Here is a 23,436-nt window from a genome sequence, read left to right on the forward strand (position 1 = left end):
CTCGACGCCGTCGACCCGCTCCGTCGGAAGCAGGTCAGCGGCGTCGTTGGCAGGACGGGCAGAAGTGCGAGCCCCGGTTCATGAAGCTCTCGCGCACGATAGCCGTTCCGCAGCGCGGGCAGGGTTTGCCCTGTTGGCCGTAGGCATTCAAAGAATGCGCGAAGTAACCCGCCTGCCCGTTGACGTTGACGTACTGCGCGTCGAAGCTCGTCCCGCCCTCGGCCAGTGCCTTCGCGAGCACGATCCGCACCTCCGCCAACAGGCGATGGACCGCCCGGGAGGATAGGTGATTCGCCGGTGTCTCCGGATGGATGCGGGCCGCCCAGAGGGACTCGTCCGCATAGATGTTCCCGATCCCACTCACGACACCCTGATCCAGGAGGACCCGCTTGATCGCGCTGCCGCGTCGGGCGAGAGCCGCGCGGAACGCCGCGTCGTCGAACTTCTCGTCCAGGGGATCACGCGCGATGTGCGCGACCTGCGTCGGGATCGGCGACTCCCCGTCGTCGATCAGAGCGTCGACGGCGAGAGAACCGAAGGTGCGTTGGTCGGCGAAAACGATGGCCAGTTCGCCGTGCGCGGGGTGCTCGATGCCGATGCGCACGCGTTCGTGCCGTTCCGCACCGGCGGTCGGGGCCCGAAGCAGCATCTGTCCACTCATGCCGAGATGTGCGATCAATGCCGACCGGGAATCGTCGAGCGGGAGCCAGAGGAACTTTCCGCGGCGGGAAGCCGCGGTGAAGCTCCTCCCCTCCAACCTGCCGACGAAATCGGCGGCACCGGCCGTGTGGCGGGTGAGCGCACGCTCATCGAAGACGCTGACCGAGGTGATCAGGGAACCGACGGCGGCCGGCTCGAGGCCGGCCCGGACGACCTCGACCTCGGGAAGCTCAGGCACGCTCGCTGAGCGTGCGCCAGGCGCTGAGGGCCGCCGCCATCTCAGCCGTCTTCTTGCTGCTGCCGCGGCCGGTCATGCTGACGTCGCCGACAGACACCGTGGCGGTGAAGCGGCGGTCGTGATCCGGGCCGCTCGCCTCCACCGAGTACTGCGGAGGCGTCGCGCCGACGCGAGCGGCGAGCTCTTGCAGGCTGGTCTTCGGGTCCATGGCCGCGCCGTAGCGTTCCGGATCTGCGAGCAGAGGCTTGGTCAACCGCAGCACGAGCGCTGTGGCGGCCTCGGGGCCGGCCGACAGATACGTGGCGCCGATCACGGCTTCCATCGTGTCGGCCAAGATCGAATCCTTATCCCGACCGCCGGTCTGCTCCTCGCCGCGTCCCAGCAGCAGATGACTGCCGAGATCGATGCCGCGAGCGACCTCCGCGAGAGCGACGGTGGAGACGACGCTCGCGCGCCGCTTCGCCAGTTCCCCCTCGTCGAGGTCGGGGTGCGTGGTGAAGAGCATCACCGTCACGGCCTGACCCAGCACCGAGTCGCCGAGGAACTCCAGGCGCTCGTTGTGCGGGATCCCGCCGTGCTCGTACGCGTAGGAGCGGTGGGTGAGGGCCAACTCCAGAAGCTCCGCGTCGATATCGACGCGGAGCTTATCTGGGAGAGGTCTCGTCCCCCCGGGGACCTCCGTCACGGTACGCGACTCAGACGTCGGCGACCTTGCGGCCCTTGTACTCGAGGAAGAGCTCGGTGCCCTGCGAGTCGGTGACGACCTTCGCCTGGTGGGGACGGCTGTAGACGACCTGGCCGTTCTCGATGGTCTTCACAAGGGCGACGGGAGCCGCCTTCCACTGCGCGCGGCGCGAGCGGGTGTTCGAACGGGAAACCTTGCGCTTCGGGGGGTTACCAGCCATGACTAGCTCTCTTCTTTCTCGGCGGCACGAGATTCTTCCGTGCCGTCTTGGTCTGTGATGTTCTGGAGCGCGCTCCACCGAGGATCGATGGGAGCCACCTGCTCCGTTCCGGTGCTCATGGCCAGTCGTTCACCCGTTTTCGGGTCGAGACCCGGGCAATCCGGCTGACACACCGGCTGAAAAGGAAGCGACAATACGGCCGCATCCCTGACGAGAGTTTCAAGATCCACGCGGTCGTCTTGAACCTCGAAGTCAGTTTCTTCCTCACCAGGATACGCGAAAAGCTCCTGGAACTCGACTTCGACGGGCCGGGCGATGTCGATCAGGCATCTGCCGCACACTCCGACGTACTCCGCATCGGCGGTTCCGGACACCAGGATGCCCTCGTGGACCGACTCAAGGCGCACATCGAGATCGATGTCCGAGCCCGCTTCGAAGGTGACGATTCCCTCCCCCCACGTCTCTTTGAGAGCCACGGTGAACTCGTGTTCCCGCATCTCTCCCGGACGTCGGACGATGTCACGGACGGGGAGTACGAAAGGGCCGTTCATTCGAGAGCGCACTGTTCCATGCTACTCGGCTGCACCTGCGGCCGGGCTGACCGTCGTCCTCGAGGAGGACTCAGATGCCGCGCCCACCGGTGTCGAGGAAGTCTGCAACCGCGGGAGGAACGAACGGTGTCACGTCGCCGCCGAGCGAGGCGACCTGACGCACCAGTGAGCTCGAGACCATCGCGTGAGACGGATCCGGCAGGAGGAACACGGTCTCGATGTCGGCGAGATGGCGGTTGACGATCGCCATCGGCGATTCGTAGGCGACGTCGATCTGCGAGCGGATGCCCTTCACGAGAACGCCAGCGTCGACATCGCGCGCGTAGTCGACGAGGAGTCCCATGCTCCACGAACCGATCACGATGTTGCCCGGCATGCCGTCTTCGGCGATCGACCGCTCGAGGAGAGAAAGCCGCTGCGCGATCGGGAGCATCGCCTCTTTGCCGGGGTTGTGCACCACCAGTACGTGCAGTTCGTCATACAGGGCTGCTGCCCGGCGGATCACATCGAGATGACCCAGGGTCGGCGGATCGAAGGAACCCGGGACGACGGCGATCCGGCTGCTCATGCCACCAGCCTAGGGCAGGAACGGAAGTCAGTTCTTCGCGAGCGCCGCACGATCTTCATCGGTCACCCGCCGCGCGATGGCGTCATGAAGACCCGGGTGCTGCTGGAGCGTCGGGTCGGCCGCGAGGATCGTCTCGGCCACCTCACGGGCGCGGGTGATGAGACCCGCATCCTTGACCACGCGCAGCAGCTTGAGCGACGAGCGGACGCCGGCCTGCGCCGCACCGAGCACGTCGCCCTCGCCCCGCAGCTCGAGATCGACCTCGGCGAGAGCGAAACCGTCGAGCGTCGCCGCGACGGCGTCGACACGGTCTCGAGCGAGCGAGCCCGACTCGGCCTCGGTGACCAGCAGGCAGAGCCCGGGGACACCGCCGCGACCCACGCGCCCCCGCAGCTGGTGCAGCTGGGAGACGCCGAATCGGTCGGCGTCGAGCACGATCATCGTGGACGCGTTCGGGACATCGACGCCGACCTCGATCACCGTGGTGGCCAGCAGCAGGTCGATGTCTCCCCGGGCGAAGGCCTGCATCACGGCATCCTTCTCATCGGACGGCATCCGGCCGTGGAGCACCGCGCGACGGATGCCGCCGAGAGTGGGATGGGTCGCGAGCGCCTCGTCGAGCTGCACCACACCCCAACGGGGACCGGATGCACCCTCCGGCACCAGAGCGGAGGGATCAGCCGGCTCCGCGGTCTTCTTCGTCGTGTCGATCGCCGCACACACGGCGAACACCTGCCGCCCCTGGGCGATCTCCTCGGCAGCGCGTTCCCAAACGCGGTTGAACCATCCGGGGTGCTCGGCCAGCGGGGCGACGAACGACTCGATGCCCGCGCGACCTGCCGGCATCGTGCGGATGACGGAGGTGTCGAGGTCGCCGAACACGGTCATCGCCACCGTCCGCGGGATGGGGGTCGCCGTGAGCACCAGCGCGTGGGGACTCGACCCCTTCGCGCGGAGGGCCTCCCGCTGCTCGACGCCGAACCGGTGCTGCTCGTCGACCACGACGAGGCCGAGGTCGGCGAAGGTCGTCTTCTCGCCGAGCAGCGCGTGCGTGCCGACGACGATGAGCGATTGACCCGACGCGACCCGGAGCGCAGCCTTGCGTCGCTCCGCGGCCGGAAGCTGGCCCGTGAGCAGTGTCGGCATCAGCTGTGGGGCGAGGTCGGGACCGAGCATCTTCGCGATCGAGCGCAGGTGCTGGCCGGCCAGCACCTCTGTCGGAGCGATCAGCGCCGCCTGTCCGCCGCTCTCGGCCACCTGCAGCATCGCTCGCAGCGCGACCAGCGTCTTGCCGGAACCGACCTCACCCTGAACCAGCCGGTTCATCGGCCATGAGCCGACGAGATCTGCGGCGATCTGCGCCCCGACGGTCTCCTGATCCGGCGTGAGCGTGTAGGGCATCGCGGCGTCGAACCGCTCGAGAAGGCCGCCCGGCCGAGCGGGCCTCGACGTCGCGGAGAGCGCGCGCACCGCATCGCGCTGCTGCAGGAGCGCGGTCTGCAGCGTGAGCGCCTCGTGCATGCGGAGGGTGCGAACCGCCGGATCGATGTCATTGCGCGTGCGTGGGCGATGGATCCGCTCGAGTGCCTCGTCGGCGGTGAGCAGCTCTTCCTGTTCCCTGATCTCGGCCGTGAGCGGGTCGGGCACCCTCTCGAGATCGTCCAGCACCCGACCGATGAGTCGAGCGATCTGCCATGTCTGGATCGCCGAGGTCGCGGGATAGATCGGAATCGGAACCGCCGCACGCGCATCAGCGCTCCGTCGGGCGGAATCCTCATCGTCGAACAGCTCGTACTCGGGGTGCGCGAACTGGGTGACGCCGTTGAACTCCCCCACCTTGCCGGAGAACACGCCGCGGCGCCCGACGGCGAGGTCTTTGGAACGCCACTCCGCCGCCCCGACGTTCTTCGCGAAGAACGTGAGGGACATCCGCCCGATGCCATCGCCGATGACCACGTCGACCATCGCCCCCGGCCGATTGCGCATGCGTCGGAAGCTCGACGACAGGACCTCGGCGACGATGGTCACCGTCTCGCCGAGGGGAAGGTCGCGGATCGGGGTGAGCTCACCCGGATCGGCGTAGCGCCGCGGGTAGTGCGAGAGCAGGTCGCCCACGTTCTGCATGCCGAAAGCGCGTCCGAGCGTCTTGGCAGACGCCGCACCGAGCGCATCCTCCAACGAGGAATCGAGCGTGAGCGACATGCTCCGAGTCTAGGGAACGCGACCGACACCGCCGGGCACTCGCGCTGTCGTATCGTGAAGTGGTGACGAGGATCATCGCAGGGGCTGCCAGGGGCGCCCGGCTGGAAGTGCCGGGGGCCGGCACACGACCGACCAGCGACCGCGTCCGGGAGTCGCTCTTCGGGGCGCTGGAGGCGCTGAGCGCCATCAGCGGCGCACGCGTCCTCGACCTGTATGCCGGCTCCGGCGCCCTGGGCCTCGAGGCGCTCAGCAGGGGTGCGGTCAGCGCGGACCTCGTCGAGCGCGGCCGCCCGGCTGCGGCCATCGTCCGCCGCAACGCCGCCGTCGTCGCCAAGGCCGGTGGCGTGTCGGCCGGTCGGGTGCATGAGGGCACGGTCCATGCGTTCCTGCAGCGCGCGACCGGCCCCTTCGATCTGGTCTTCACCGACCCGCCATACGACCTCGACGACGCGACCATGACGGCCGACCTCGTCGCCCTCGCCCCGCTGCTGTCCGCGGACGCGGTCGTCGTCGTGGAACGAGCACGCCGCTCGACGCCTCCGGACTTCGGCGCCGCGGGTCTGGAGCTGTTCCGGGAGAAGTCCTACGGCGACACCACGCTCTGGTGGGCGGAGCCCGCGGCGGACGAGAGCTCGTCATCGGATGGTCAGCCGGAGACAGAGTCCCAGTCCCGATAGGGATCCCATCCGCTGAGGTCGACGGGAAGTCCGTCGCACAGCAGATCGTCGTCGCCGCTCGGGATGACCCGTCCGATCACGCGGAACCCGGGCGGGAGCAGTCCCTCGGGGAACGTCGCGAGCAGTGCATGGTCTTCTCCCCCGGCGATCGCCCGCTCCGGATCTGTGCCCAGCGCCGCCCGGTCGAGAGCGATCGTGACTCCGGATGCCGCCGCCATCCGGCGCGCATCGAGAGCGAGCCCGTCGGAGATGTCCATCATCGCCGTGGCGCCGACCGTCGCCGCCACCGTGCCGAGACCGATCGGGGGCGAGGGGCGCAGCTGCGCGGCCACAGCAGCGGACTCCCCCGCGGCCAACTGCGCGACATCGACCGGCACCGGGACGTCGCCGTCGCGGAAACGTCCGAACAGCACGGCGAGCCCGTGTGCAGCGTGGCCCAGCTCGCCGGCGACGGCGACGACGTCACCGGGACGAGCACCGCTGCGGGTGACCGGAGCGCGACCCTCGAGATCCCCGAGTGCCGTCACCGCGATGGTCAGCACATCGGACACCGTGAGGTCTCCGCCGACCACGGCACAGCCCGGCGCCAAAGCGTCACACGCGTCACGGAAGCCGTCGGCGAGACGCTCGACGAACGAGAGACGCAGATCCCGCGGAACGGCAAGCGCGACCAGGAGTGCCGTCGGCCGGGCCCCCATCGCCGCGACATCCGCCAGGTTCACGGCCGCGGCCTTCCAGCCGAGGTCGTACCCGCTGGCCCACGCGAGGCGGAAGTCGGGTCCGTGCACGAGGGTGTCGGTCGTCGCCACCACGCTGCCCGACGGCGTCGCGATCACGGCCGCATCATCCCCCGGCCCGATCAGGGTGTGCGCGGCCGGCGCGGTGCGGGTCAGGATCGCCTGCAGGATGCGTCCTTCGGAGACATCGCCCAGGCGCGGATCATCGGCATCGGGTCGGGAGGGCATGCTGTCAAAGGTAGCCTGGAAGCATGCTCCGTTCCCGTCGCCTCGCTGCCCTCGCAGGCGCGGTGATCCTCTCCGCCGCCCTCGCCGGATGCTCCACGACCGTGCACCTCGAGCCGGCCGATGATGCGAACGATCCGGCCTGCGCCTCGGTCTCGGTGCTGCTGCCGGACAGCGTCGGCGGCTTCGACCGGGTCTGGACGGATGCTCAGGCCACCGGAGCGTGGGGAGAGCCCACCACGGTCGCGCTGCGCTGCGGCGTCGAGCCGCCCGCCCCCTCCGCACTCGTCTGCACGACACTCGGGGGTGTGGACTGGCTGGTCCTCGAGCAGGAGGAGGAGCGGCAGCGCCTGGTCACCTACGGGCGCGAGCCCGCCGTCGAGGTCAACATCCGTCGCGGCGAGCAGGTCGACTTCCAGTCCATCGTGGACTCCATCTCCACGAGCATCCAGTCCGGACTGGCGCCGGCGACGGCGAAGTGCACCGACCGCGTCGAGTTCCCCGCGAGCTGACCGCGGGCGGAGGCGCCGACGTCAGCGGCGCAGACCCGCCTCGATGAGCTCGGTGATCAGTTCGCCGTAGCTCAGGCCGGATGCCACCCAACACTTCGGGAACATCGAGATCGGCGTGAAGCCCGGCATCGTGTTGAGCTCGTTGACGACCAGCTCGCCCTCGGGGGTCAGGAACATGTCGACGCGGGCGAGTCCCCGGCCGTCGACAGCCTCGAACGCGCGCAGGCCCGCCTCCTGGATGGCCGCGGTCTCGTCTGGACTCACCTCGGCCGGGCAGACGACGTCGACGCCGTCACCGCCGAGGTACTTGCCCTCGAAGTCGTAGAACCCGCGCGAGGTGAGCACGACCTCCCCCGGAAGAGAGGCACGCACGCCTTCGGCGGTCTCCAGCACGGCGACCTCGATCTCGCGGCCGCTCACACCGGTCTCGATGAGCACCTTGTCGTCTTCGGCGAACGCCACAGCCAGTGCCGCATCGAGTTCCTCGGCGACGTCGACCTTGGACACGCCGACGCTCGAGCCTGCACGAGCCGGCTTCACGAACAGCGGCAGGCCGAGGGCGGCGGCACGCGCGCGGATGTCCACTGAATCGCGATCCCAGTCCGCGCGGCGCACGGTCACCCAGGGCGCCACCGAGATGCCCGCGGCCTGGAGGGCGATCTTCATGAAGTGCTTGTCCATGCACAGGGCGGAGTCGAGGACACCGCCACCGGCGTACGGCACCTCAAGTGTGTCGAAATACCCCTGGATGGTGCCGTCCTCGCCGTGCTGCCCGTGCAGGATCGGGAGCACGACATCGACGGCGCCGAAGCCCTCGACGGAGCCGTCGACCTGCACGACGCGCAGTGTGCGGTCGCCACCGGGCTCGGGCCACAACACGCGGGTGCCGTTGTCGACGACCTCGGGAAGGTGTGCGGCGTCCAGCGGGAACTTCGCGGGATCGTCGTCTTCCAGGACGAAGGCTCCCTCGCGGGTGATCCCCACCGGGATCACCGTGTAGCGGTCGCGATCAATCGCGCCCAGCACGCCCCCCGCCGTTGCGGAACTGATCGAATGCTCGCTGGAGCGCCCGCCGAAGAGCACCACCACCGTCTGCTTGTCCATGGTTGGTCCTCTCACCCTGCGGGGTGTCGTCGTCCGTCGTCAGGTGGGGTGCGATGTCTCGCGGATCCATCTTGCCGTCGAGCACCATCTTCACCTGCTCGACGATGGGCATGTCGACCTCGGCCTCGCGTGCGAGCTGCAGGATCGGCGCGACCGATGCCAGCCCCTCCGCCGTCTGCTGCATCTGCTTCACGACGTCCTGGAAGCTGTATCCCTGCCCGAGCAGGCGCCCGGCCGTGTTGTTGCGGCTCAGGGGCGACTGGCAGGTGGCGATCAGGTCACCGAGGCCGGCGAGCCCCTGCAGCGTCTCCGGATGCGCGCCGTTCGCCACGGCGAAGTCCGTCATCTCGACGAGACCTCTCGTGATGATCGACGCCTTGGTGTTCTCGCCGTAGCCCACGCCATCGACGATGCCGATGGCGACCGCGATCAGGTTCTTGAGCACTCCACCGAACTCGGTGCCGATCACGTCGGTGTTCACGAACGTGCGGAAATAGCTGTTGCGAGCGGCACGCGCGACGATCTCGGCCGTCTCCTGGCTGCGCGAGGAGATCACGGCGGCGGTCGGCTGCTCGCGGGCGATCTCCAGCGCGAGGTTCGGGCCGGACGCCACGGCGATGCGGTCGGGGTCGCAGCGGAGCTCCTGCTGGATCACCTGGCTCATGCGCAATCCGGTGCCGCGCTCGACACCCTTCATGAGACTGATGACCTTGGTGTCGCTGTCGGCGAGCAGCGGACGCAGCGCCTTCAGGTTCTCGCGCAGTGACTGGCTGGGCACCGACAGGTAAACCTGTTCGACGCCGTCGAGCGATGTCGCGAGCTCATGAGTGGCGGCCATCGTGCGGGGAAGATTGATGCCGGGCAGGTAGCGGGAGTTGCGCTTGGCCTCGTTGATCTCCTGCGCGAGCTCGGCGCGGCGGGCCCACATCGTCACCTGGGCGCCGCCGTCGGCGAGGATCTTGCCGAAAGTCGTCCCCCAGCTGCCGGCTCCGATGACGGTGACGCGCGGCCCGACAGGCGCTGTTCTCTTAGGAGTCAAGGCGTCCGGTCTCCTTCTGCCCATGGCTTGCCGGGTTCCAGCGCTCGGCCGGCGCCTTCTCGTCACGCAGCTCTTCCAGGAGCGCCGTGATCGCGTTCATCAGCCGGTTCGTCGCCTCGGTGAGCGCCGCCGGTTCGCCCGCGCGTCCGCGCAGGTCCGACACGTCGACAGGATCGCCGACGAGCACTCGCACGGGCTTGCGCAGCGGCCAGAGGCTCAGGCCCTTCTGGTAGCGCCCCATGATCTCCTGGGTACCCCACTGCGCCATCGGGATCAGGGGGATGCCGTCGGCGAGGGCCAGACGCACCGCACCGGACTTGCCGCGCATCGGCCACAGGTCGGGGTCACGTGTGAGGGTTCCCTCGGGATAGACGATGACTCCGCGACCGTGCTCCACCAGCTCCTCGGACTGCTTCATCGTCTGCCGCGCAGATGCCGCGGAAGAGGTGCGTGCCACCGGGATCATGCCCGTACGACGCAGGAACCACCCGAGGACGGGGACCTTGAAAAGGCTCTCCTTCGCCATGAACCGCGGCGCACGACCGATCCGCCACACGGCGACCGCCACGATGAGCGGATCGAACTCCGAATAGTGGTTCGGCGCGAGGATGAACGACCCCTCCTGCGGGAGCTTCTCGCCGCCGGAGACGCGGATCTTCGCGATCAGCGCGACCGGCGGGATCACCAGTGCGGCGAGCGGCCAGAAGACGCTCGGTCGCGTCGTCTCCGCCGACCGCCGTGCCATCCGGCTCACCGGATGACGTCGAAGTCGGCGCCGAGCGCGTCGAGCTTGGCGAGGAACTTCTCGTAGCCGCGGCTGAGGATGTCTACTCCCGACACCTGCGACTCGCCGGTGGCCGTGAGGGCCGCGATCACGTGGCTGTAACCGCCACGAAGGTCGGGAACCACGATCTCGGCTCCGTGCAGCGGCGTCGGACCGGTGATGACAGCGGCCTGCTCGAGCTCACGGCGCGGAACGCGACGCGGTCCCGCCTGCAGACCGTGCGGGTGCACGACGATGTCGGCGCCCATCTTGACCAGCGCGTCGGTGAAACCCATCCGGTTCTCGTACACCGTCTCGTGCACCACCGAACGCCCGTGGGCCTGCGTCAGCGCCACCACGAGCGGCTGCTGCCAGTCGGTCATGAAGCCGGGGTGCACGTCGGTCTCGACGACGACGGGCTTGATCTCGCCGTCGCGGCGGAAGAGGATGCCGTCCTCCTGGATGTCGAACCAGCCGCCCGCCTTGCGGAAGACGTTGAGGAACGTCAGCATCTCCTGCTGCTTGGCTCCGCCGACGAAGATCTCGCCGTCGGTCGCCAGAGCTGCAGATGCCCAGGACGCCGCCTCGTTGCGGTCGAAGATCGACCGGTGGTCGTACCCGCGGAGCTTCTCGACGCCCTCGATGACGATGACGCGATTCGGCTCGTAGGAGATGATCGCGCCCATCTTCTGGAGGACCGCGATCAGGTCCATGATCTCGGGCTCGATGGCGGCGTTGCGCAGCTCCGTGACGCCCTCGGCTCGGACGGCGGTGAGCAGCACCTGCTCGGTCGCACCGACGCTCGGGTACGGGAGGTGGATGTTCGCCCCGTGCAGGCGGTTTCCGCCCCTGGAGAGGCGGATGCCGCTGGGGAGCTTCTCGACGATGGCACCGAACTTGCGGAGCGCATCCAGGTGGAAGTCGATCGGGCGGTCGCCGATGCGGCATCCGCCGAGGTCGGGGATGAACGCCTGACCGAGGCGGTGCAGGAGCGGGCCGCAGAACAGGATCGGAATGCGCGATGCACCCGCGTGCGCGTCGATCTCCTCGAAGTGGGCGGATTCGACGTCGCTCGGGTCGAAGATGAGGGAGCCGGGCTCATCGCCCTCAGTCACTCGCACACCGTGCACCTCGAGCAGGGAGCGCACGACGGCGACGTCGCTGATCGCCGGCACGTCGCGCAGGGTGCTCACGGTCTCGCCGAGGAGCGAGGCGACCATGGCCTTGGTCGCCAGGTTCTTCGCCCCCTTGACGTCGACGCGACCGCGAAGCGGGCGTCCGCCTCGAATGGCGAGGACGTCTCCGGTGAGTGCAGGGACTCCGTCCGGGAGAGCGTCGCGCACAGGTGTCGTCATTCGGAGCCTCACTTCATCTACGGATTTCGGGGGCGGGTTGCCCCTGGGCTCCCCCGCCCCCGCCGTCTACTGAACGGGAAGGGTTCGGGGCCGCCACGACTCGCGACGGGCCTCGAACTGCGCGATCTTGTCTTCGTTGCGCAGCGTGAGCCCGATGTCATCGAGCCCTTCGAGGAGCCGCCATCTAGTGTAATCGTCGATCCCGATGTCGGCCTGGACGTCACCGATCGACGCGCTGCGCGCCTCGAGGTCGACGGTCATCCGAACCCCGGGATTCCGGTCGATCTCGGCCCAGAAACGCTCGAGATCCTCTTCTGAGATCGTCGCCGCGAGCAGCCCCTGCTTGCCGGAGTTCCCGCGGAAGATGTCGGCGAACCGAGGGCTGAGCACGACCTTGAAGCCGAAGTCCCGCAGCGCCCAGACCGCGTGCTCTCGGCTGGACCCCGTGCCGAAATCGGGTCCGGCGAGCAGCACGGATGCACCCTGGAACGGCGCCTGGTTGAGCACGAAATCGGGGTCCTGCCGCCAGCCGTGGAACAGCGCGTCTTCGAAGCCCGTCTTCGTGACGCGCTTCAGGAACACAGCCGGGATGATCTGGTCGGTGTCGACGTTCGAGCGCTTCAGAGGTGCCGCGATGCCCGTGTGCGTGATGAACTTCTCCATCAGTTTCCCTCCTGGGTTGCTGAGCCTGTCGAAGCATCCGTCAGGTCGCTCGGGCTCGAAAGCGTGCCGCGGATCGCGGTCGCGGCGGCGACGAGCGGCGATACGAGGTGTGTGCGCCCTCCCTTGCCCTGTCGTCCTTCGAAGTTGCGGTTCGACGTGGAAGCACAGCGCTCCCCCGGTGCGAGCTGGTCGGGATTCATGCCCAGACACATCGAACAGCCGGCGAAGCGCCATTCCGCTCCGAAGTCGGTGATGACCTTGTCGAGGCCCTCGGCCTCGGCCTCGAGGCGCACGCGCGCGGACCCGGGGACGACCATGACGCGCACGCCGTCGGCCTTCTTCTTGCCCTGGATGATCGAGGCGAAGGCGCGCAGGTCCTCGATGCGACTGTTGGTGCACGAGCCCATGAAGACCGCGTCCACCGGGACCTCCTTGAGAGGCGTTCCCGGCGTGAGGTCCATGTACTCCAGCGCCCGCTCGGCCGCAGCCCGCTCGTTCGGGTCTGCGATCTCGGCGGGATTCGGCACCGACGACGACAGCGAGCTTCCCTGACCCGGATTCGTCCCCCAGGTCACGAACGGCTCGAGCTCGTCGGCGTCGATGAAGACCTCCGCATCGAACGTCGCGCCCTCGTCGGTCGGCAGGGTGCGCCAGTAGGCGACGGCGTCGTCCCAGTCCGCGCCATTCGGGGCGTGCGGACGACCTTCGAGGTAGGCGAAGGTGGTCTCGTCGGGCGCGACCATCCCGGCCCGCGCTCCCGCCTCGATCGACATGTTGCAGATCGTCATGCGGCCCTCCATGGAGAGGGCGCGGATGGCGCTGCCGCGATACTCGAGCACGTAGCCCTGACCGCCGCCGGTGCCGATCTTCGCGATCACGGCGAGGATGATGTCCTTCGCGGTGACGCCTTCGCGCAGTGTGCCTTCGACGTTGATCGCCATCGTCTTGAACGGCTTCAGCGGCAGCGTCTGCGTGGCCATGACGTGCTCGACCTCGCTGGTCCCGATGCCGAAGGCCATGGCTCCGAACGCGCCGTGCGTCGAGGTGTGCGAGTCGCCGCAGACCACCGTGATGCCGGGCATCGTCAGTCCGAGCTGGGGTCCCACGACGTGCACGATGCCCTGCTCCGCGTCACCGAGAGAGTGCAGACGCACCCCGAACTCGGCGGCGTTGCGGCGCAGTGTCTCGATCTGCGTGCGGCTGGTCAGATCGGCGATCGGCTTGTGGATCTCCAGCGTCGGGGTGTTGTGGTCCTCGGTCGCGATGGTCAGGTCCAGGCGACGCAGCGGCCGCCCCTCGCTGCGGAGGCCGTCGAACGCCTGCGGGCTGGTGACCTCGTGCACGAGGTGCAGATCGATGTAGATGAGGTCGGGCTCGCCGTTCTCGCCCTTGACGACCAGGTGGTCGTCCCAGACCTTCTCGGCGAGGGTCCGGCGGCGTGCGGAATCGGCACCGTTTGCGGGGGTGGTCATTGCGTGTCTCCTGTGGCTGGCGGTTCGGCCCACGATGGACTCCGCGACGAGGAGGGGCTCAGATCGAGGTCTCGTCGCGGCCGCTAAGAAGAAGGAGCACGGTCCGCATGACGTCAGATTACCACCGCTCGGACGCGCTCCGACCCGTCATGACACTCTGTTGACACCCGAACGACTGAGAGGCACCGCATGACCGTCGACACCGCCCGCTTCGCCACCCGTGCGGTCCACGCGGCGAGAAGCCGTGAGACGGCGTCCTCTCGCGCGACCCCGATCTACCTCACGGCAGGCTTCGAGTTCGATGACTTCGATCACGCAGCGGACCACTTCAGCACCGGCACCGGCTTCGGATACACCCGCACGGGCAACCCGACGGTTCGGGCCGTGGAGCGCCAGCTCGCGGCTCTGGAGTCGGGCGCGGACGCGGTGCTGGTCGCGAGCGGACAGGCGGCGGTAGCGACCGCCCTGCTCACCGTCGTGGGCGCCGGCGATCACATCGTCTCCTCCACGCACATCTATGAGGGCACCAGGGGCCTCTTCCTCGACAACCTGGCGCGTCTCGACATCGACGTGACGTTCGTCGAAGACATCTCGGACCCGGATGCCTGGCGTGCGGCGATCCGTCCGAATACGCGCGCGCTGTTCGCCGAGTCACTCGCGAACGCGCGCAACGATGTGCTCGACGTGCGTGCCATCAGCGACATCGCCGATGATCTCGCGATCCCGCTGGTCGTGGACAACACCCTGGCGACCCCGGCCCTGCTGCGACCGATCGAGCACGGCGCGGCGATCGTCGTCCACTCCGCGTCGAAGTTCCTGGCCGGCCACGGATCCGTCCTCGGCGGCGTGATCATCGACGACGGTCGCTTCGACGCCGAGCTCGCGGGACACAACGCGCCGCACCTCGTCCTTCCCGGACGCGGCGACGCGCCCAGCGTCTTCGCTCGTCACGGCGGTCGCGCTCGCATCGCCTATGCCCGGGAGTCGGTGGCACCGCGTTTCGGAGCGTCGCCGTCTCCGCTGAACGCCTTCCTGATCGGCCAGGGTGTGGAGACGCTCGGCCTCCGCGTCGAGCGGCAGTCCCGCAACGCCCTCCAGATCGCCCAGTGGTTGGAACAGCACGACGCTGTCGAGAGCGTCGACTACGTCGGGCTTCCCTCTCATCCCGACCATGAGCTCGGGAAGCGGTACCTCGACGGTGGATCGGGGTCGATCTTCACGTTCACCCTGCGCGGCGGGCTCCCCGCGGCACGCCGATTCGTCGAGAACGTGCAGGTCTTCACGCACATGACCCATATCGGCGACGTCCGCTCCCTGGTGCTGCATCCAGGGACGACGAGTCATGCGCAGCGCACCGATGAGGAGCGCGAGGTTCTCGGCGTACGACCGGGAACCCTGCGTCTGTCGATCGGCATCGAGGATGTCGACGATCTCATCGCCGACCTGTCGCACGTGCTCCAGGGCGTGCGGGAGACGGTGGCATGAGCCGCCCCCAGCACTTCGGCTGGTTCCTCGCGCGCGGTTTCGGTCCGCAGGGCTGGGGCTATCCCTCGCTCGACTGGGACTACGACTGGACGCGTCCGGAGGTGTACCAGGACGCTGCTCGCACCCTCGAGCAGGCGGGTTTCGACCTGGTCATCATCGAGGACGCGCCGTCGTTGGGGTCGCCGTCCACGATCGACCTGGCGGGTCCGCCATGCTTTCGGCGGCCCCAAGCACGATCCGCTCCTCCTCGCCCCGTACCTGTTCCAGGCGACGAGGCACCTGGGCGTGGTGCCGACCGTCAATCCCGCCGCGTACCTGCCATACACCGCGGCGCGCCAGTTCGCGACGCTGCAGCACCTGAGCGGGCATCGGCTCGGTCTCAACGTGGTCACGGACACCGGAAGCGCGCGACACTTCTCCGACGCGCCGCAGCTCGGTCACGACGAGGCGTACGACCGGGCGGAGGAATGGCTCGCCGGTATCCGCGCCCTGTGGCGCAGCTGGGACGACGGTGCACTCGTGGCCGACCGAGCGACCGGCGTCTACGCCGACGGCGCGAAGCTGCAGCCGGTCCACCACCGAGGCGAGCACTTCGCCTTCGACGGCCCGCTCAACGCCCTCCCGTTCACGGACGGGGATCCCGCGATCGTCTCCCCCGGCGGCTCCGGGCGTGGACTCGGCTTCGCGGGCGCGAACTCCGATGTCCAGCTCGCTCTGGCCCCGTTGAACGAGAAGTCCGTCCGCGACTACCGCGCCAGAGTGCACGAGGCGGCGATCGCGAAGGGGCGGCGGCCCGAGGACATCAAGATCCTCTTCGCCATCCAGCCCGTGATCACCTCATCGCGCGAGGAGGCGGATCGCATCGTCGCCGCCTCCGCCCACCCCGACGACGCAGCACTGGTGCAGATCGCCCGCAAGCAGTCCAGCGACCTCGAGACCGACCTGACGTCCCTCGACCTCGACACCGCGCTCGACCTCTCGATCTTCGGCGCCCACGTCTCCCGCGGAAGCATCCAGCGTCTGATCGGAGACCGCGGCGAGGAGGCCCCGCTGCGCGCTCATCTGACGGCGCTGGCACGCACGGGCCGGATCACGGACCGCTCCGGGTTCGTGGGAACGGCCGAGGAGTTCGCCGACCTGATCGAGGAACTCGGCGAGTGGGGCAATGACGGCGTGCTGCTCTGGGGTGACTTCCACCCGGTCACCCTGCACCGCACGCTCGACGAGCTCGTGCCCGTCCTGCGGCGCCGTGGCATCCTCCGTCGCGAGTACGCGGACGGCGGCCTGCAGACGAACCTGCGCGCGTTCTGAAGCGCGCAGGTCCGCCGCAAGGACTACTCGCTGAGCGCGGCCTTCTTCTCCGCGCGCTTGTCGCGCGAGGAGGCGATGAGGCTCGCGACCGTCGCGATGGTCATCGAGGCCAGGATCACGCCGAGCGAGACCATGTTGCTGATGTCGGGAACCCACTCGACGTGCTCTCCGCCGTTGATGAACGGAAGCTCGTTCACGTGCAGCGCGTGCAGGATCAGCTTGATGCCGATGAAGCCGAGGATCACCGCGATGCCGTAGTGCAGGTAGCGGAGACGATCGAGCAGGTCGCCGAGCAGGAAGTAGAGCTGGCGCAGACCCATGAGCGCGAAGATGTTGGCCGCGAAGACGAGGAAGCCGTTCGTGGTGATCTCGAAGATCGCGGGGATCGAGTCGATCGCGAAGATCAGGTCGGTGACACCGATCGTGATGAAGACGATCACCATCGGCGTCCACATGCGCTTGCCGTTGACCGTGGTGCGGATCTTCGATCCGTCGTACTCCTCGCTGATGTCGACGCGGCGCCGCAGCAACCGCACGATGAAGTTCTCACGCTTGACCTCGCCCTCGTGGTCGCCGTCGGGCATGGCCTGACGGATCGCCGTCCAGATGAGGAACGCACCGAAGATGTAGAAGATCGGCGAGAAGTTCTCGACGATCGCCACACCGGCGAGGATGAAGAGGCCACGCAGCACCAGCGCGATGATGATGCCGACCATGAGGACCTGCTGCTGCAGGCGCCGTGGCACCGCGAACTGAGCCATGATCAGGACGAAGACGAAGAGGTTGTCGATCGACAGGCTGTATTCGAGGGCCCAGCCGGTGATGAAGTCGCCGGCGTTCTGCCAGCCGCCGACGTTGCCCAGGAGCACCGCGAACAGCAGTGCGAGGCCCACATAGAAGACCACCCACAGGGTGGACTCCTTCGTCGAGGGGATGTGCGGCCGCAGCCGGATGAGGAGCAGGTCGCCGATCAGGATGATCGTGAGGACGACCATCGAGGTGATCTCGAACCAGACAGGGATTTCCAAGGGCGCACTGGGCCTTTCGCGGAGGGGTCGGGAATACGTCGAAAGTCTCTCCCCCGCACAGATGTGCGTCGCGCGCCCGGAGCAGCGATGACGGTGCTCGTGATGACGTTACGCGCGGATCCGGGATACTCCCTCTCGCCGGGCAATGCTACCGGAGCCGCGGCATCTCGGGGAACAGCGAACACGCGAACGCGACGACCGAATCTGAGACGATGAGGCAGCGATCGACACTTCCCTGGTGAGAGACACCGAACGGAATCAGGATGCCCGTGCAGACGAGTGATCAGAAATGGGCGGCGCAGGCCGCGGCCGGCGACGAGAACGCCTTCCGCGAGCTGTACCGCGCACACGTGCGGCCGGTCTACTGGATCGCCCAGGGCATCCTCGCGTCGCCCGCCGATGCGGAGGACGTCACGCAGGAGACGTTCGTCGTCGCATGGCGCAAACTCCCCGCCCTCGAGCTCCAGGGCGAGTCGATCCTGCCCTGGCTGGCCACGATCTGCCGCTTCCAGGCCGCGAATCGGCTGCGCCAGCGACGCCGTGACCAGGCGCACACCGCCGATGCCGTCGATGAGACCCTGCTCCCCGACATCGTCAGCGTGGAAGAACAGGTCATCACGGCCGAGCTCGCCGCGCGGATCGCCGCTGAGGTGGGCAACCTGAACGATCTCGACCGTGAGATCTTCCGCCTGTGCGCATCCGAGGGATACGCCTACCAGGCCGCGGCCGAAGAACTGGGCATCACGCACGCGGTCGTCCGCAATCGTCTCTCCCGAGTGCGCACCCGGTTGCGCGGCGCCGTGAAGGAAGTGAGAGACGCATGAACGACCAGATTCCCCGCAGCGATCTGCCCGTGCTGTCGGACGAGACCATCGCCCGCATGGAGACCGCCGTGTTCACCGAGATCGCCGCAGAACGCTCCCCTGCGCATCCGAGGGCCGAGCGCGCCAGGAAGCGCCGCCGGCGCTGGCTCACCGGCGCCGGCATCGCCGCCGCCTTCGTCGTCGGCGTCCTCGTCACTCCCCCGATACTGGGCGCCGTCGGCGGCAGTGCATCGTCGACGGCCGATGGGGGAAGCCTCCCCGGCGGCGTCTCGATGGACTCCTCGTCGTCATCCCCGGATCAGATGTCCGAGTCGGCACCCGAATCGCTTCCCGGGAATGTCTCCGACTCCGCCGTCGCCGGCAACGACAGTGCCGAGGCCGACCGCGAGATCATCGCGACCGCGCAGGCGACCGTCCAGGTGAAGAGCATCGCGGACGCTGCGTCGGCGATCGCCGCGCTCGCGGAGGAGCACGACGGCTACGTCGAGAGCACCGAGGTTGGGAAATCGGTCGCCCTCGACACCACGTCGGAACCTGCGCCCGCCGACTCGGCGTACGGCTGGATCAGCATCCGCGTACCCTCCGCGGATCTGCCGGAGGTGATCGCCGCGCTCGGCGAAACCGGTGAGGTCCTCTCGTCGTCCACGTCGAAGCAGGACGTGACGTCGGTTTCCATCGATCTCCAGGCGCGCGTCGACTCCACGCGGGCCTCCGTCGATCGTCTCACCGAGCTGATGTCGCAGTCGGGCAGCGTCTCCGAGCTGATCGAGGCGGAGGTCGCACTGACCGACCGGCAGGCGCAGCTCGAGTCGTATGAGCAGCAGCTCGAGGCTCTGCAGGATCAGGTCGCCATGTCATCGCTTCAGGTGCAACTCACCCGGGAGACGACGGCCACCACCGCCGACCCCGCGGGATTCGCCGACGGTCTGCTCGCCGGATGGAATGGCCTCGTCGTCTCGCTCAACGCCCTCGTGATCGCGGTGGGCTTCGTCCTCCCGTGGCTCGCGGTCGTGGGCGTCGTGGTGCTGATCGTGTGGCTGATCCGTCGAGCGCGCCGGAACCGTCGTTCCGCTCCCCCGACGAATGCGGAGCAGGCGGGCGCCGAGGACGCTTGACGTCGTCGGGCGAAAACCCCGCGGAGGCCGCTTCCGATAACAGGAAGCGGCCTCTTCGCATGTGCGGAAAACAAGAAAGCCCCCGGCGAACCGGAGGCTTTCTCATGTTGTGTGACCCCAGCGGGATTCGAACCCGCGTTACCGCCGTGAGAGGGCAGCGTACTAGGCCGCTATACGATGGGGCCGTCTGGCGGACGTTTCCGTCGCGCGACAACCGTTCAAGTATGCCATGGCATTTCTCGGTCCGCCAAATCGACGCCACCCCGACCTGACTCCCGGGCGTGGCGCGCAGAATCCGTTTGCCGTGCGCCGGATGAAGGAGTTGACTCGTCTCATGCGCGTCACCAAGTTCGAACATGCCGCCCTCCGCCTCGATGTCGGCGGGAAGACCCTCCTGATCGACCCGGGCTCCTTCACCGCACCGCTGGTGGATCTCGACAGCCTGGTCGGGATCGTGATCACTCACGAGCACCCCGACCACTGGACGTCCGATCACTTCGACCGCCTCCTGCGCGCCGCGCCGGGCACGCCCATCTTCGCGCCGTCGGGGGTGGCTCGCGCGGCCGAGGGATACGACATCACCGTGGTCTCCCCCGGGGACTCGGTCGAGGTCGGCGACTTCTCACTCCGGTTCTTCGGCGGCACGCACGAGGTCATCCACTCGTCGCTGCCCGTCGTCGAGAACGTCGGCGTGCTGGTGAACGACGAGCTCTACTACCCCGGCGATTCCTATGCGGTACCGGAAGGGATCGCGGTCGGCACGCTCGCCGCGCCGCTCGGAGCGCCCTGGCTGAAGATCGGCGAGGCGATGGACTACGTGCTCGCCGTTGCGCCGCGTCGCGCCTTCGGCACCCACGACATGACGCTCTCGGTCATCGGGAAGAACATGCACCGTCAGCGGCTGCAGTGGGCCACCGAGCAGGGCGGCGGCGAGTTCTTCGTGCTGGAGCCCGGCGAATCGCTCGATCTGTGAGCGGCACGACGCGACGGCTCCTCCCCCCACCGACCGAGCGACTCGTCTTCCGGGAGATGACGGAGGACGACCTGGACCGGATGGCCGACCTCCTCGGCGATCCGGAAGTGATGGCGTTCTATCCGGCGCCGAAGAGCCGCACCGAGACAGCCGAGTGGCTCGCGGGCATGCAGAAGCGGTACCGGGAGCACGGCCACGGATTGTGGATCATCGAGACGCATGCGGGCGCGTTCGTGGGCGACTGCGGGTTGACCTGGCAGTCCGTCAACGGCGATCCGGTGCTGGAGGTCGGCTATCACGTGAGCCGGTCCATGCAGCGCCAGGGGTATGCGACCGAGGCGGCTCGCGCCTGCGTCGAACTCGTCGCCCGTGAGTTCGCGCCGACACTGCTGACCGCGATCATCCACCCCGCCAACGACGCCTCGCGGGGCGTCGCGGAGAACATCGGCATGACGCACATCGACGACGACCACGCCCACCCGTGGATCGTGCGCACCGTGATGGGGATGCAGGTCTCTCCCGCCTAATCGCGTGCGGTGGCACCCTGCGCGGCGCGTACCCTGAGGTCGCGCTCCAGGTGATCGCGCTGCTCAACGATGAGCCGCCGCAGAGCCGCAGGCGCCTCCGTATTCTCGGCGAGCCAGGTGTCGACGGCCTGCAACGACTCGGTCGCCGGGAACAGACCGAGCACCAGTCGCCGAGCGATCTCGATGCTGCGATCCCCCCAGACTCCCGCGATACGGGCGAAGTACTCGGCGTCGAACGCCTCGGTCAGATCGCGGCGGCCACCGGCCCGGAATCCTTCGATCTCGGCGTCGAGGTGATCGTTGCTGAGCGAGAGGTCGTTCCACGCGGAGTCCCAGGCCTCGCGCCGGACGGCGGCATCGGGCCGCGACGACCGTGCGCGCCGCGCTGCCGTCCGTCCGCTGCCCGTGTCGTCGCGCTCCTGCTCGGCGCTGATGTCCGCGAGGTCGGCGTGTCCCGTCGTGACGAGCGCCGTCAGCAACTGCCAGCGCAGGTCGGGGTCGACCACGAGTCCTGTGGGCACGTCTCCGTCGAGGAGGGCGCGCACCTGCTCGTGGTGCGCGTCGTCGTATGCGGATGCGGTCGCGAGTGCCCGCGCCCACGACAGCTGCGCGTCGCTGCCGGCGTCCGCGGCCTGCAGCGCATCCCACACGGCGTCCGTCCAGCTGCGCTGTTCTGCAGCACGGTCGTCGTCCGCGACGAAGTGCCGGATGGCGTACGCGGCGTTCGCGAGGACACCCGTCAAGAGCCCGATGTTGGACTCGGCGGGGCCGTGCGTGCGCACGATCGCCACGTACCGCGCTGCATCGAGCTCTCCGTCTCTCGTGGCGTTCCACAGCGACGACCACACCAGCGCCCGCGCGAGGGGCTCCTCGATCTCCGAGAGCGACGCCTCGACCGTACGCAGAGACCGCTCGTCGAGCCGCGCCTTGGCGTAGGTGAGGTCGTCGTCGTTGAGGAGCACCAGATCGGCTTCGGGCAGGTCCAGCGGGGTCCGCTCGCCGATCACGTCGAGTTCCCGCTGCTCGCGCCGGACGACGCGTCCGTCCTGGTGCTCGTACAGGCCGATGCGCAGTCGGTGCGGGCGCGGATCGGTCTGCACGAGGACGCTGCGGCCCTCGTCATCCGTCTCGGTCCACAGCGTCGACACACCGGAGGTCTGCAGCCATGCCGCCGACCAGTCGCTCATGTCGCGGCCGGAGACGGCACTGAGCTGCACCAGGAAGTCGTCGAGCGTGGTGTTCCCGAACGCATTCGCCGCGAAGTAGCGCCGAGCGCCCTCGAAGAACGCGTCATCGCCGACGAAGGCGACCAGCTGCTTGAGGACCGCAGCGCCCTTGGCATACGTGATCCCGTCGAAGTTCAGCTTCGCGGCCTCGAGGTCGGTGATGTCCGCCACGATCGGGTGTGTCGTGGGCAGCTGATCCTGTTGATACGCCCAGGCCTTCCGGCTCGCGGCGAACTTCACCCAGGCGTCATGGAAACGGGTGGCGACGGCGGAGGCGTGCGCCCCCATGTAGTCGGCGAACGACTCCTTGAGCCAGAGGTCGTCCCACCAGGTCATCGTGACGAGGTCGCCGAACCACATGTGGGCCATCTCGTGCAGGATCGTGTTCGCCCGTGCGGCGCGCTGCGCTTCCGTCGCCGCGCCGCGGGAGAGATACGACTCCGTGAACGTCACGAGGCCGGGGTTCTCCATCGCCCCGAGGTTGTACTCGGGAACGAAGATCTGGTCGTACTTGCCCCACGGATAGGGGTACGCGAAGGCGTCAGTGAAGAAGTCGAGCCCCTGCCGGGTGACGTCGAGGATCTCGTCGGCCTCCAGGTACGGCGCCAGGGACCGGCGGACGAAGACCCCCAGGCGGATCTGCTGCTCGTCGCGCCGCCACTCGCCGTCGACACGCGTGTAAGGGCCGGCGGCGACCGCGGTGATGTAGCTCGAGATCGGCAGGGTGGGCGCGAACTCCACCCGCTGCACGCCGACGCCGAGGTCGACGTGCGCGGGCGACTGGTTGGAGAGCACCTCCCACTCGGAGGGGGAATCGACGACGAAGGTGTATTCGGCCTTCATGTCGGGCTGCTCGAAGCACGCCATGACGCGACGTGAATCCGCCGGTTCATACTGCGTGTACAGGTACGTCTCGTCGTCGGCCGGGTCGTGGAAGCGGTGCAGTCCCTCGCCGGAACGGCTGTACGCCCCGATCGCCTCGACGCGGACGACGTTGGAGGCGGCGAGGCCGGCGAGCGAGATCCGTGCTCCGTCCCACAGGACATCCTGGTCGACGCCGTTCACCTCGACACGGCGGACCTCTTCGCCGATGAAGTCGAGCCAGGTCGACTCCGCCGTGGCGTCGAACTCGAGCGTCGTCACCGTCGGGAACCCGGTGCGAGCCCGCTCGGGCGCCCCCGTCAGGTCGAGTTCGACGCGGATGCGATGCAGGGTGACCGCGGCGGATCGCGCGGCGGTCTCCTCCCGGGTGAGGTTGGCGGTGTCCATTCCTCCA

Annotated in this window: 22 protein-coding genes, 1 tRNA gene and 1 pseudogene; 8 read left to right on the forward strand and 16 right to left on the reverse strand. The window is 68.3% G+C overall.

Annotation, left to right across the window (positions count from 1 at the left end):
* Window positions 1–34 precede the first annotated feature (34 nt).
* The 6 genes from mutM to ACWGO6_RS01485 all read right to left on the reverse strand — a co-directional run bounded on the left by mutM (window position 35) and on the right by ACWGO6_RS01485 (window position 5,124).
* Complete coding sequence (gene mutM, locus ACWGO6_RS01460; RefSeq protein ID WP_136043796.1) at window positions 35–898, reverse strand: bifunctional DNA-formamidopyrimidine glycosylase/DNA-(apurinic or apyrimidinic site) lyase; 864 nt, start codon at window positions 896–898, stop codon at window positions 35–37.
* On the reverse strand, window positions 891–1,583 hold the full coding sequence (rnc, locus tag ACWGO6_RS01465; RefSeq protein ID WP_136043795.1) for a ribonuclease III: 693 nt from the start codon (window positions 1,581–1,583) through the stop codon (window positions 891–893). Before rnc ends, mutM begins: the two co-directional genes overlap by 8 nt.
* Window positions 1,584–1,593: 10 nt before the next feature.
* The gene (gene rpmF, locus ACWGO6_RS01470; protein WP_017830754.1) at window positions 1,594–1,803 is read right to left on the reverse strand and encodes a 50S ribosomal protein L32; all 210 of its coding nucleotides are present in this window, start codon (window positions 1,801–1,803) and stop codon (window positions 1,594–1,596) included.
* Window positions 1,804–1,805: 2 nt separating this feature from the next.
* Window positions 1,806–2,354: a YceD family protein gene (locus ACWGO6_RS01475; RefSeq protein WP_452326100.1), complete on the reverse strand. Its 549-nt coding sequence runs from the start codon at window positions 2,352–2,354 to the stop codon at window positions 1,806–1,808.
* Between the two features lie 70 nt (window positions 2,355–2,424).
* Window positions 2,425–2,922 (reverse strand): pantetheine-phosphate adenylyltransferase, encoded by a 498-nt coding sequence (gene coaD / locus ACWGO6_RS01480; RefSeq protein WP_136043793.1) that lies wholly within the window; start codon window positions 2,920–2,922, stop codon window positions 2,425–2,427.
* Window positions 2,923–2,949: 27 nt separating this feature from the next.
* The gene (locus tag ACWGO6_RS01485) at window positions 2,950–5,124 is read right to left on the reverse strand and encodes an ATP-dependent DNA helicase RecG (protein ID WP_452325663.1); all 2,175 of its coding nucleotides are present in this window, start codon (window positions 5,122–5,124) and stop codon (window positions 2,950–2,952) included.
* 62 nt (window positions 5,125–5,186) lie between these two features.
* On the opposite strand from ACWGO6_RS01485, the gene rsmD reads away from it, so the two are divergent.
* Window positions 5,187–5,801 carry a 16S rRNA (guanine(966)-N(2))-methyltransferase RsmD gene (gene rsmD, locus ACWGO6_RS01490; RefSeq protein ID WP_136043789.1) on the forward strand — a complete coding sequence of 205 codons (615 nt, stop codon included), beginning with the start codon at window positions 5,187–5,189 and terminating at the stop codon, window positions 5,799–5,801.
* On the opposite strand, the gene thiL is transcribed toward rsmD, so the two are convergent.
* The gene (gene thiL / locus ACWGO6_RS01495) at window positions 5,771–6,766 is read right to left on the reverse strand and encodes a thiamine-phosphate kinase (RefSeq protein WP_452325664.1); all 996 of its coding nucleotides are present in this window, start codon (window positions 6,764–6,766) and stop codon (window positions 5,771–5,773) included. The two genes, rsmD and thiL, sit on opposite strands and share 31 nt — an antisense overlap.
* A 23-nt stretch (window positions 6,767–6,789) precedes the next feature.
* Between thiL and ACWGO6_RS01500 the strand changes: the two genes are divergently transcribed.
* Complete coding sequence (locus tag ACWGO6_RS01500) at window positions 6,790–7,275, forward strand: DUF3515 family protein (RefSeq protein ID WP_136043786.1); 486 nt, start codon at window positions 6,790–6,792, stop codon at window positions 7,273–7,275.
* A gap of 21 nt (window positions 7,276–7,296) precedes the next feature.
* Here the strand turns inward: ACWGO6_RS01500 and ACWGO6_RS01505 are convergent, their stop codons facing one another.
* The 6 genes from ACWGO6_RS01505 to leuC all read right to left on the reverse strand — a co-directional run bounded on the left by ACWGO6_RS01505 (window position 7,297) and on the right by leuC (window position 13,671).
* Complete coding sequence (locus ACWGO6_RS01505; RefSeq protein ID WP_452325665.1) at window positions 7,297–8,379, reverse strand: D-alanine--D-alanine ligase family protein; 1,083 nt, start codon at window positions 8,377–8,379, stop codon at window positions 7,297–7,299.
* Window positions 8,285–9,442, reverse strand: a complete 1,158-nt coding sequence (locus ACWGO6_RS01510) for an NAD(P)H-dependent glycerol-3-phosphate dehydrogenase (protein ID WP_136043782.1) — start codon at window positions 9,440–9,442, stop codon at window positions 8,285–8,287. The genes ACWGO6_RS01505 and ACWGO6_RS01510 overlap by 95 nt, the downstream gene beginning before the upstream one ends.
* Window positions 9,408–10,163, reverse strand: coding sequence for a lysophospholipid acyltransferase family protein (locus ACWGO6_RS01515; protein WP_446724535.1), 756 nt, complete (start codon window positions 10,161–10,163; stop codon window positions 9,408–9,410). Before ACWGO6_RS01515 ends, ACWGO6_RS01510 begins: the two co-directional genes overlap by 35 nt.
* Window positions 10,164–10,168: 5 nt before the next feature.
* Window positions 10,169–11,536, reverse strand: a complete 1,368-nt coding sequence (gene murA / locus ACWGO6_RS01520) for a UDP-N-acetylglucosamine 1-carboxyvinyltransferase (RefSeq protein WP_136043779.1) — start codon at window positions 11,534–11,536, stop codon at window positions 10,169–10,171.
* A gap of 66 nt (window positions 11,537–11,602) precedes the next feature.
* Window positions 11,603–12,199 carry a 3-isopropylmalate dehydratase small subunit gene (leuD, locus tag ACWGO6_RS01525; RefSeq protein ID WP_136043778.1) on the reverse strand — a complete coding sequence of 199 codons (597 nt, stop codon included), beginning with the start codon at window positions 12,197–12,199 and terminating at the stop codon, window positions 11,603–11,605.
* Entirely contained in the window at window positions 12,199–13,671 is a 1,473-nt protein-coding gene (gene leuC, locus ACWGO6_RS01530) for a 3-isopropylmalate dehydratase large subunit (RefSeq protein ID WP_452325666.1), read from the reverse strand. The genes leuD and leuC overlap by 1 nt, the downstream gene beginning before the upstream one ends.
* Before the next feature lie 189 nt (window positions 13,672–13,860).
* On the opposite strand from leuC, the gene ACWGO6_RS01535 reads away from it, so the two are divergent.
* On the forward strand, window positions 13,861–15,156 hold the full coding sequence (locus ACWGO6_RS01535) for an O-acetylhomoserine aminocarboxypropyltransferase/cysteine synthase family protein (RefSeq protein ID WP_136043775.1): 1,296 nt from the start codon (window positions 13,861–13,863) through the stop codon (window positions 15,154–15,156).
* A pseudogene (locus ACWGO6_RS01540) lies at window positions 15,153–16,467 on the forward strand (LLM class flavin-dependent oxidoreductase). The gene ACWGO6_RS01535 and the pseudogene ACWGO6_RS01540 overlap by 4 nt, the downstream one beginning before the upstream one ends.
* Window positions 16,468–16,490: 23 nt before the next feature.
* Here the strand turns inward: ACWGO6_RS01540 and ACWGO6_RS01545 are convergent.
* Window positions 16,491–17,495 (reverse strand): TerC/Alx family metal homeostasis membrane protein, encoded by a 1,005-nt coding sequence (locus ACWGO6_RS01545; RefSeq protein ID WP_136043773.1) that lies wholly within the window; start codon window positions 17,493–17,495, stop codon window positions 16,491–16,493.
* 263 nt (window positions 17,496–17,758) lie between these two features.
* Here ACWGO6_RS01545 and ACWGO6_RS01550 point away from each other — a divergent pair, with 263 nt between their 5' ends.
* The gene (locus ACWGO6_RS01550) at window positions 17,759–18,319 is read left to right on the forward strand and encodes an RNA polymerase sigma factor (protein ID WP_136043772.1); all 561 of its coding nucleotides are present in this window, start codon (window positions 17,759–17,761) and stop codon (window positions 18,317–18,319) included.
* Window positions 18,316–19,434 (forward strand): DUF4349 domain-containing protein, encoded by a 1,119-nt coding sequence (locus ACWGO6_RS01555; RefSeq protein WP_136043771.1) that lies wholly within the window; start codon window positions 18,316–18,318, stop codon window positions 19,432–19,434. Before ACWGO6_RS01550 ends, ACWGO6_RS01555 begins: the two co-directional genes overlap by 4 nt.
* A gap of 112 nt (window positions 19,435–19,546) precedes the next feature.
* On the opposite strand, the gene ACWGO6_RS01560 is transcribed toward ACWGO6_RS01555, so the two are convergent.
* Window positions 19,547–19,619: transfer RNA gene (locus ACWGO6_RS01560), tRNA-Glu, on the reverse strand.
* 149 nt (window positions 19,620–19,768) lie between these two features.
* Between ACWGO6_RS01560 and ACWGO6_RS01565 the strand changes: the two genes are divergently transcribed.
* Entirely contained in the window at window positions 19,769–20,407 is a 639-nt protein-coding gene (locus ACWGO6_RS01565) for an MBL fold metallo-hydrolase (protein WP_136043770.1), read from the forward strand.
* Window positions 20,404–20,934, forward strand: coding sequence for a GNAT family N-acetyltransferase (locus ACWGO6_RS01570; RefSeq protein ID WP_240745185.1), 531 nt, complete (start codon window positions 20,404–20,406; stop codon window positions 20,932–20,934). Before ACWGO6_RS01565 ends, ACWGO6_RS01570 begins: the two co-directional genes overlap by 4 nt.
* Here the strand turns inward: ACWGO6_RS01570 and pepN are convergent.
* A complete protein-coding gene (pepN, locus tag ACWGO6_RS01575; RefSeq protein WP_136043769.1) occupies window positions 20,931–23,429 on the reverse strand; it encodes an aminopeptidase N in 2,499 nt (832 codons plus the stop codon). The genes ACWGO6_RS01570 and pepN overlap by 4 nt on opposite strands.
* Window positions 23,430–23,436 lie beyond the last annotated feature (7 nt).

The sequence above is a fragment of the Microbacterium sp. NPDC055665 genome (assembly GCF_053618035.1).

Coding starts and splice junctions, on each gene's coding strand:
- ACWGO6_RS01555 (WP_136043771.1), top strand. CDS start 18,316: ATGAACGACCAGATTCCCCGCAGCGATCTGCCCGTGCTGTCGGACGAG.
- leuC (WP_452325666.1), bottom strand. CDS start 13,671: ATGACCACCCCCGCAAACGGTGCCGATTCCGCACGCCGCCGGACCCTC.
- ACWGO6_RS01565 (WP_136043770.1), top strand. CDS start 19,769: ATGCGCGTCACCAAGTTCGAACATGCCGCCCTCCGCCTCGATGTCGGC.
- ACWGO6_RS01550 (WP_136043772.1), top strand. CDS start 17,759: ATGCCCGTGCAGACGAGTGATCAGAAATGGGCGGCGCAGGCCGCGGCC.
- murA (WP_136043779.1), bottom strand. CDS start 11,536: ATGACGACACCTGTGCGCGACGCTCTCCCGGACGGAGTCCCTGCACTC.
- rpmF (WP_017830754.1), bottom strand. CDS start 1,803: ATGGCTGGTAACCCCCCGAAGCGCAAGGTTTCCCGTTCGAACACCCGC.
- ACWGO6_RS01475 (WP_452326100.1), bottom strand. CDS start 2,354: ATGAACGGCCCTTTCGTACTCCCCGTCCGTGACATCGTCCGACGTCCG.
- ACWGO6_RS01515 (WP_446724535.1), bottom strand. CDS start 10,163: ATGGCACGGCGGTCGGCGGAGACGACGCGACCGAGCGTCTTCTGGCCG.
- ACWGO6_RS01500 (WP_136043786.1), top strand. CDS start 6,790: ATGCTCCGTTCCCGTCGCCTCGCTGCCCTCGCAGGCGCGGTGATCCTC.
- ACWGO6_RS01510 (WP_136043782.1), bottom strand. CDS start 9,442: ATGGGCAGAAGGAGACCGGACGCCTTGACTCCTAAGAGAACAGCGCCT.
- ACWGO6_RS01535 (WP_136043775.1), top strand. CDS start 13,861: ATGACCGTCGACACCGCCCGCTTCGCCACCCGTGCGGTCCACGCGGCG.
- thiL (WP_452325664.1), bottom strand. CDS start 6,766: ATGCCCTCCCGACCCGATGCCGATGATCCGCGCCTGGGCGATGTCTCC.
- ACWGO6_RS01505 (WP_452325665.1), bottom strand. CDS start 8,379: ATGGACAAGCAGACGGTGGTGGTGCTCTTCGGCGGGCGCTCCAGCGAG.
- ACWGO6_RS01485 (WP_452325663.1), bottom strand. CDS start 5,124: ATGTCGCTCACGCTCGATTCCTCGTTGGAGGATGCGCTCGGTGCGGCG.
- pepN (WP_136043769.1), bottom strand. CDS start 23,429: ATGGACACCGCCAACCTCACCCGGGAGGAGACCGCCGCGCGATCCGCC.
- coaD (WP_136043793.1), bottom strand. CDS start 2,922: ATGAGCAGCCGGATCGCCGTCGTCCCGGGTTCCTTCGATCCGCCGACC.
- leuD (WP_136043778.1), bottom strand. CDS start 12,199: ATGGAGAAGTTCATCACGCACACGGGCATCGCGGCACCTCTGAAGCGC.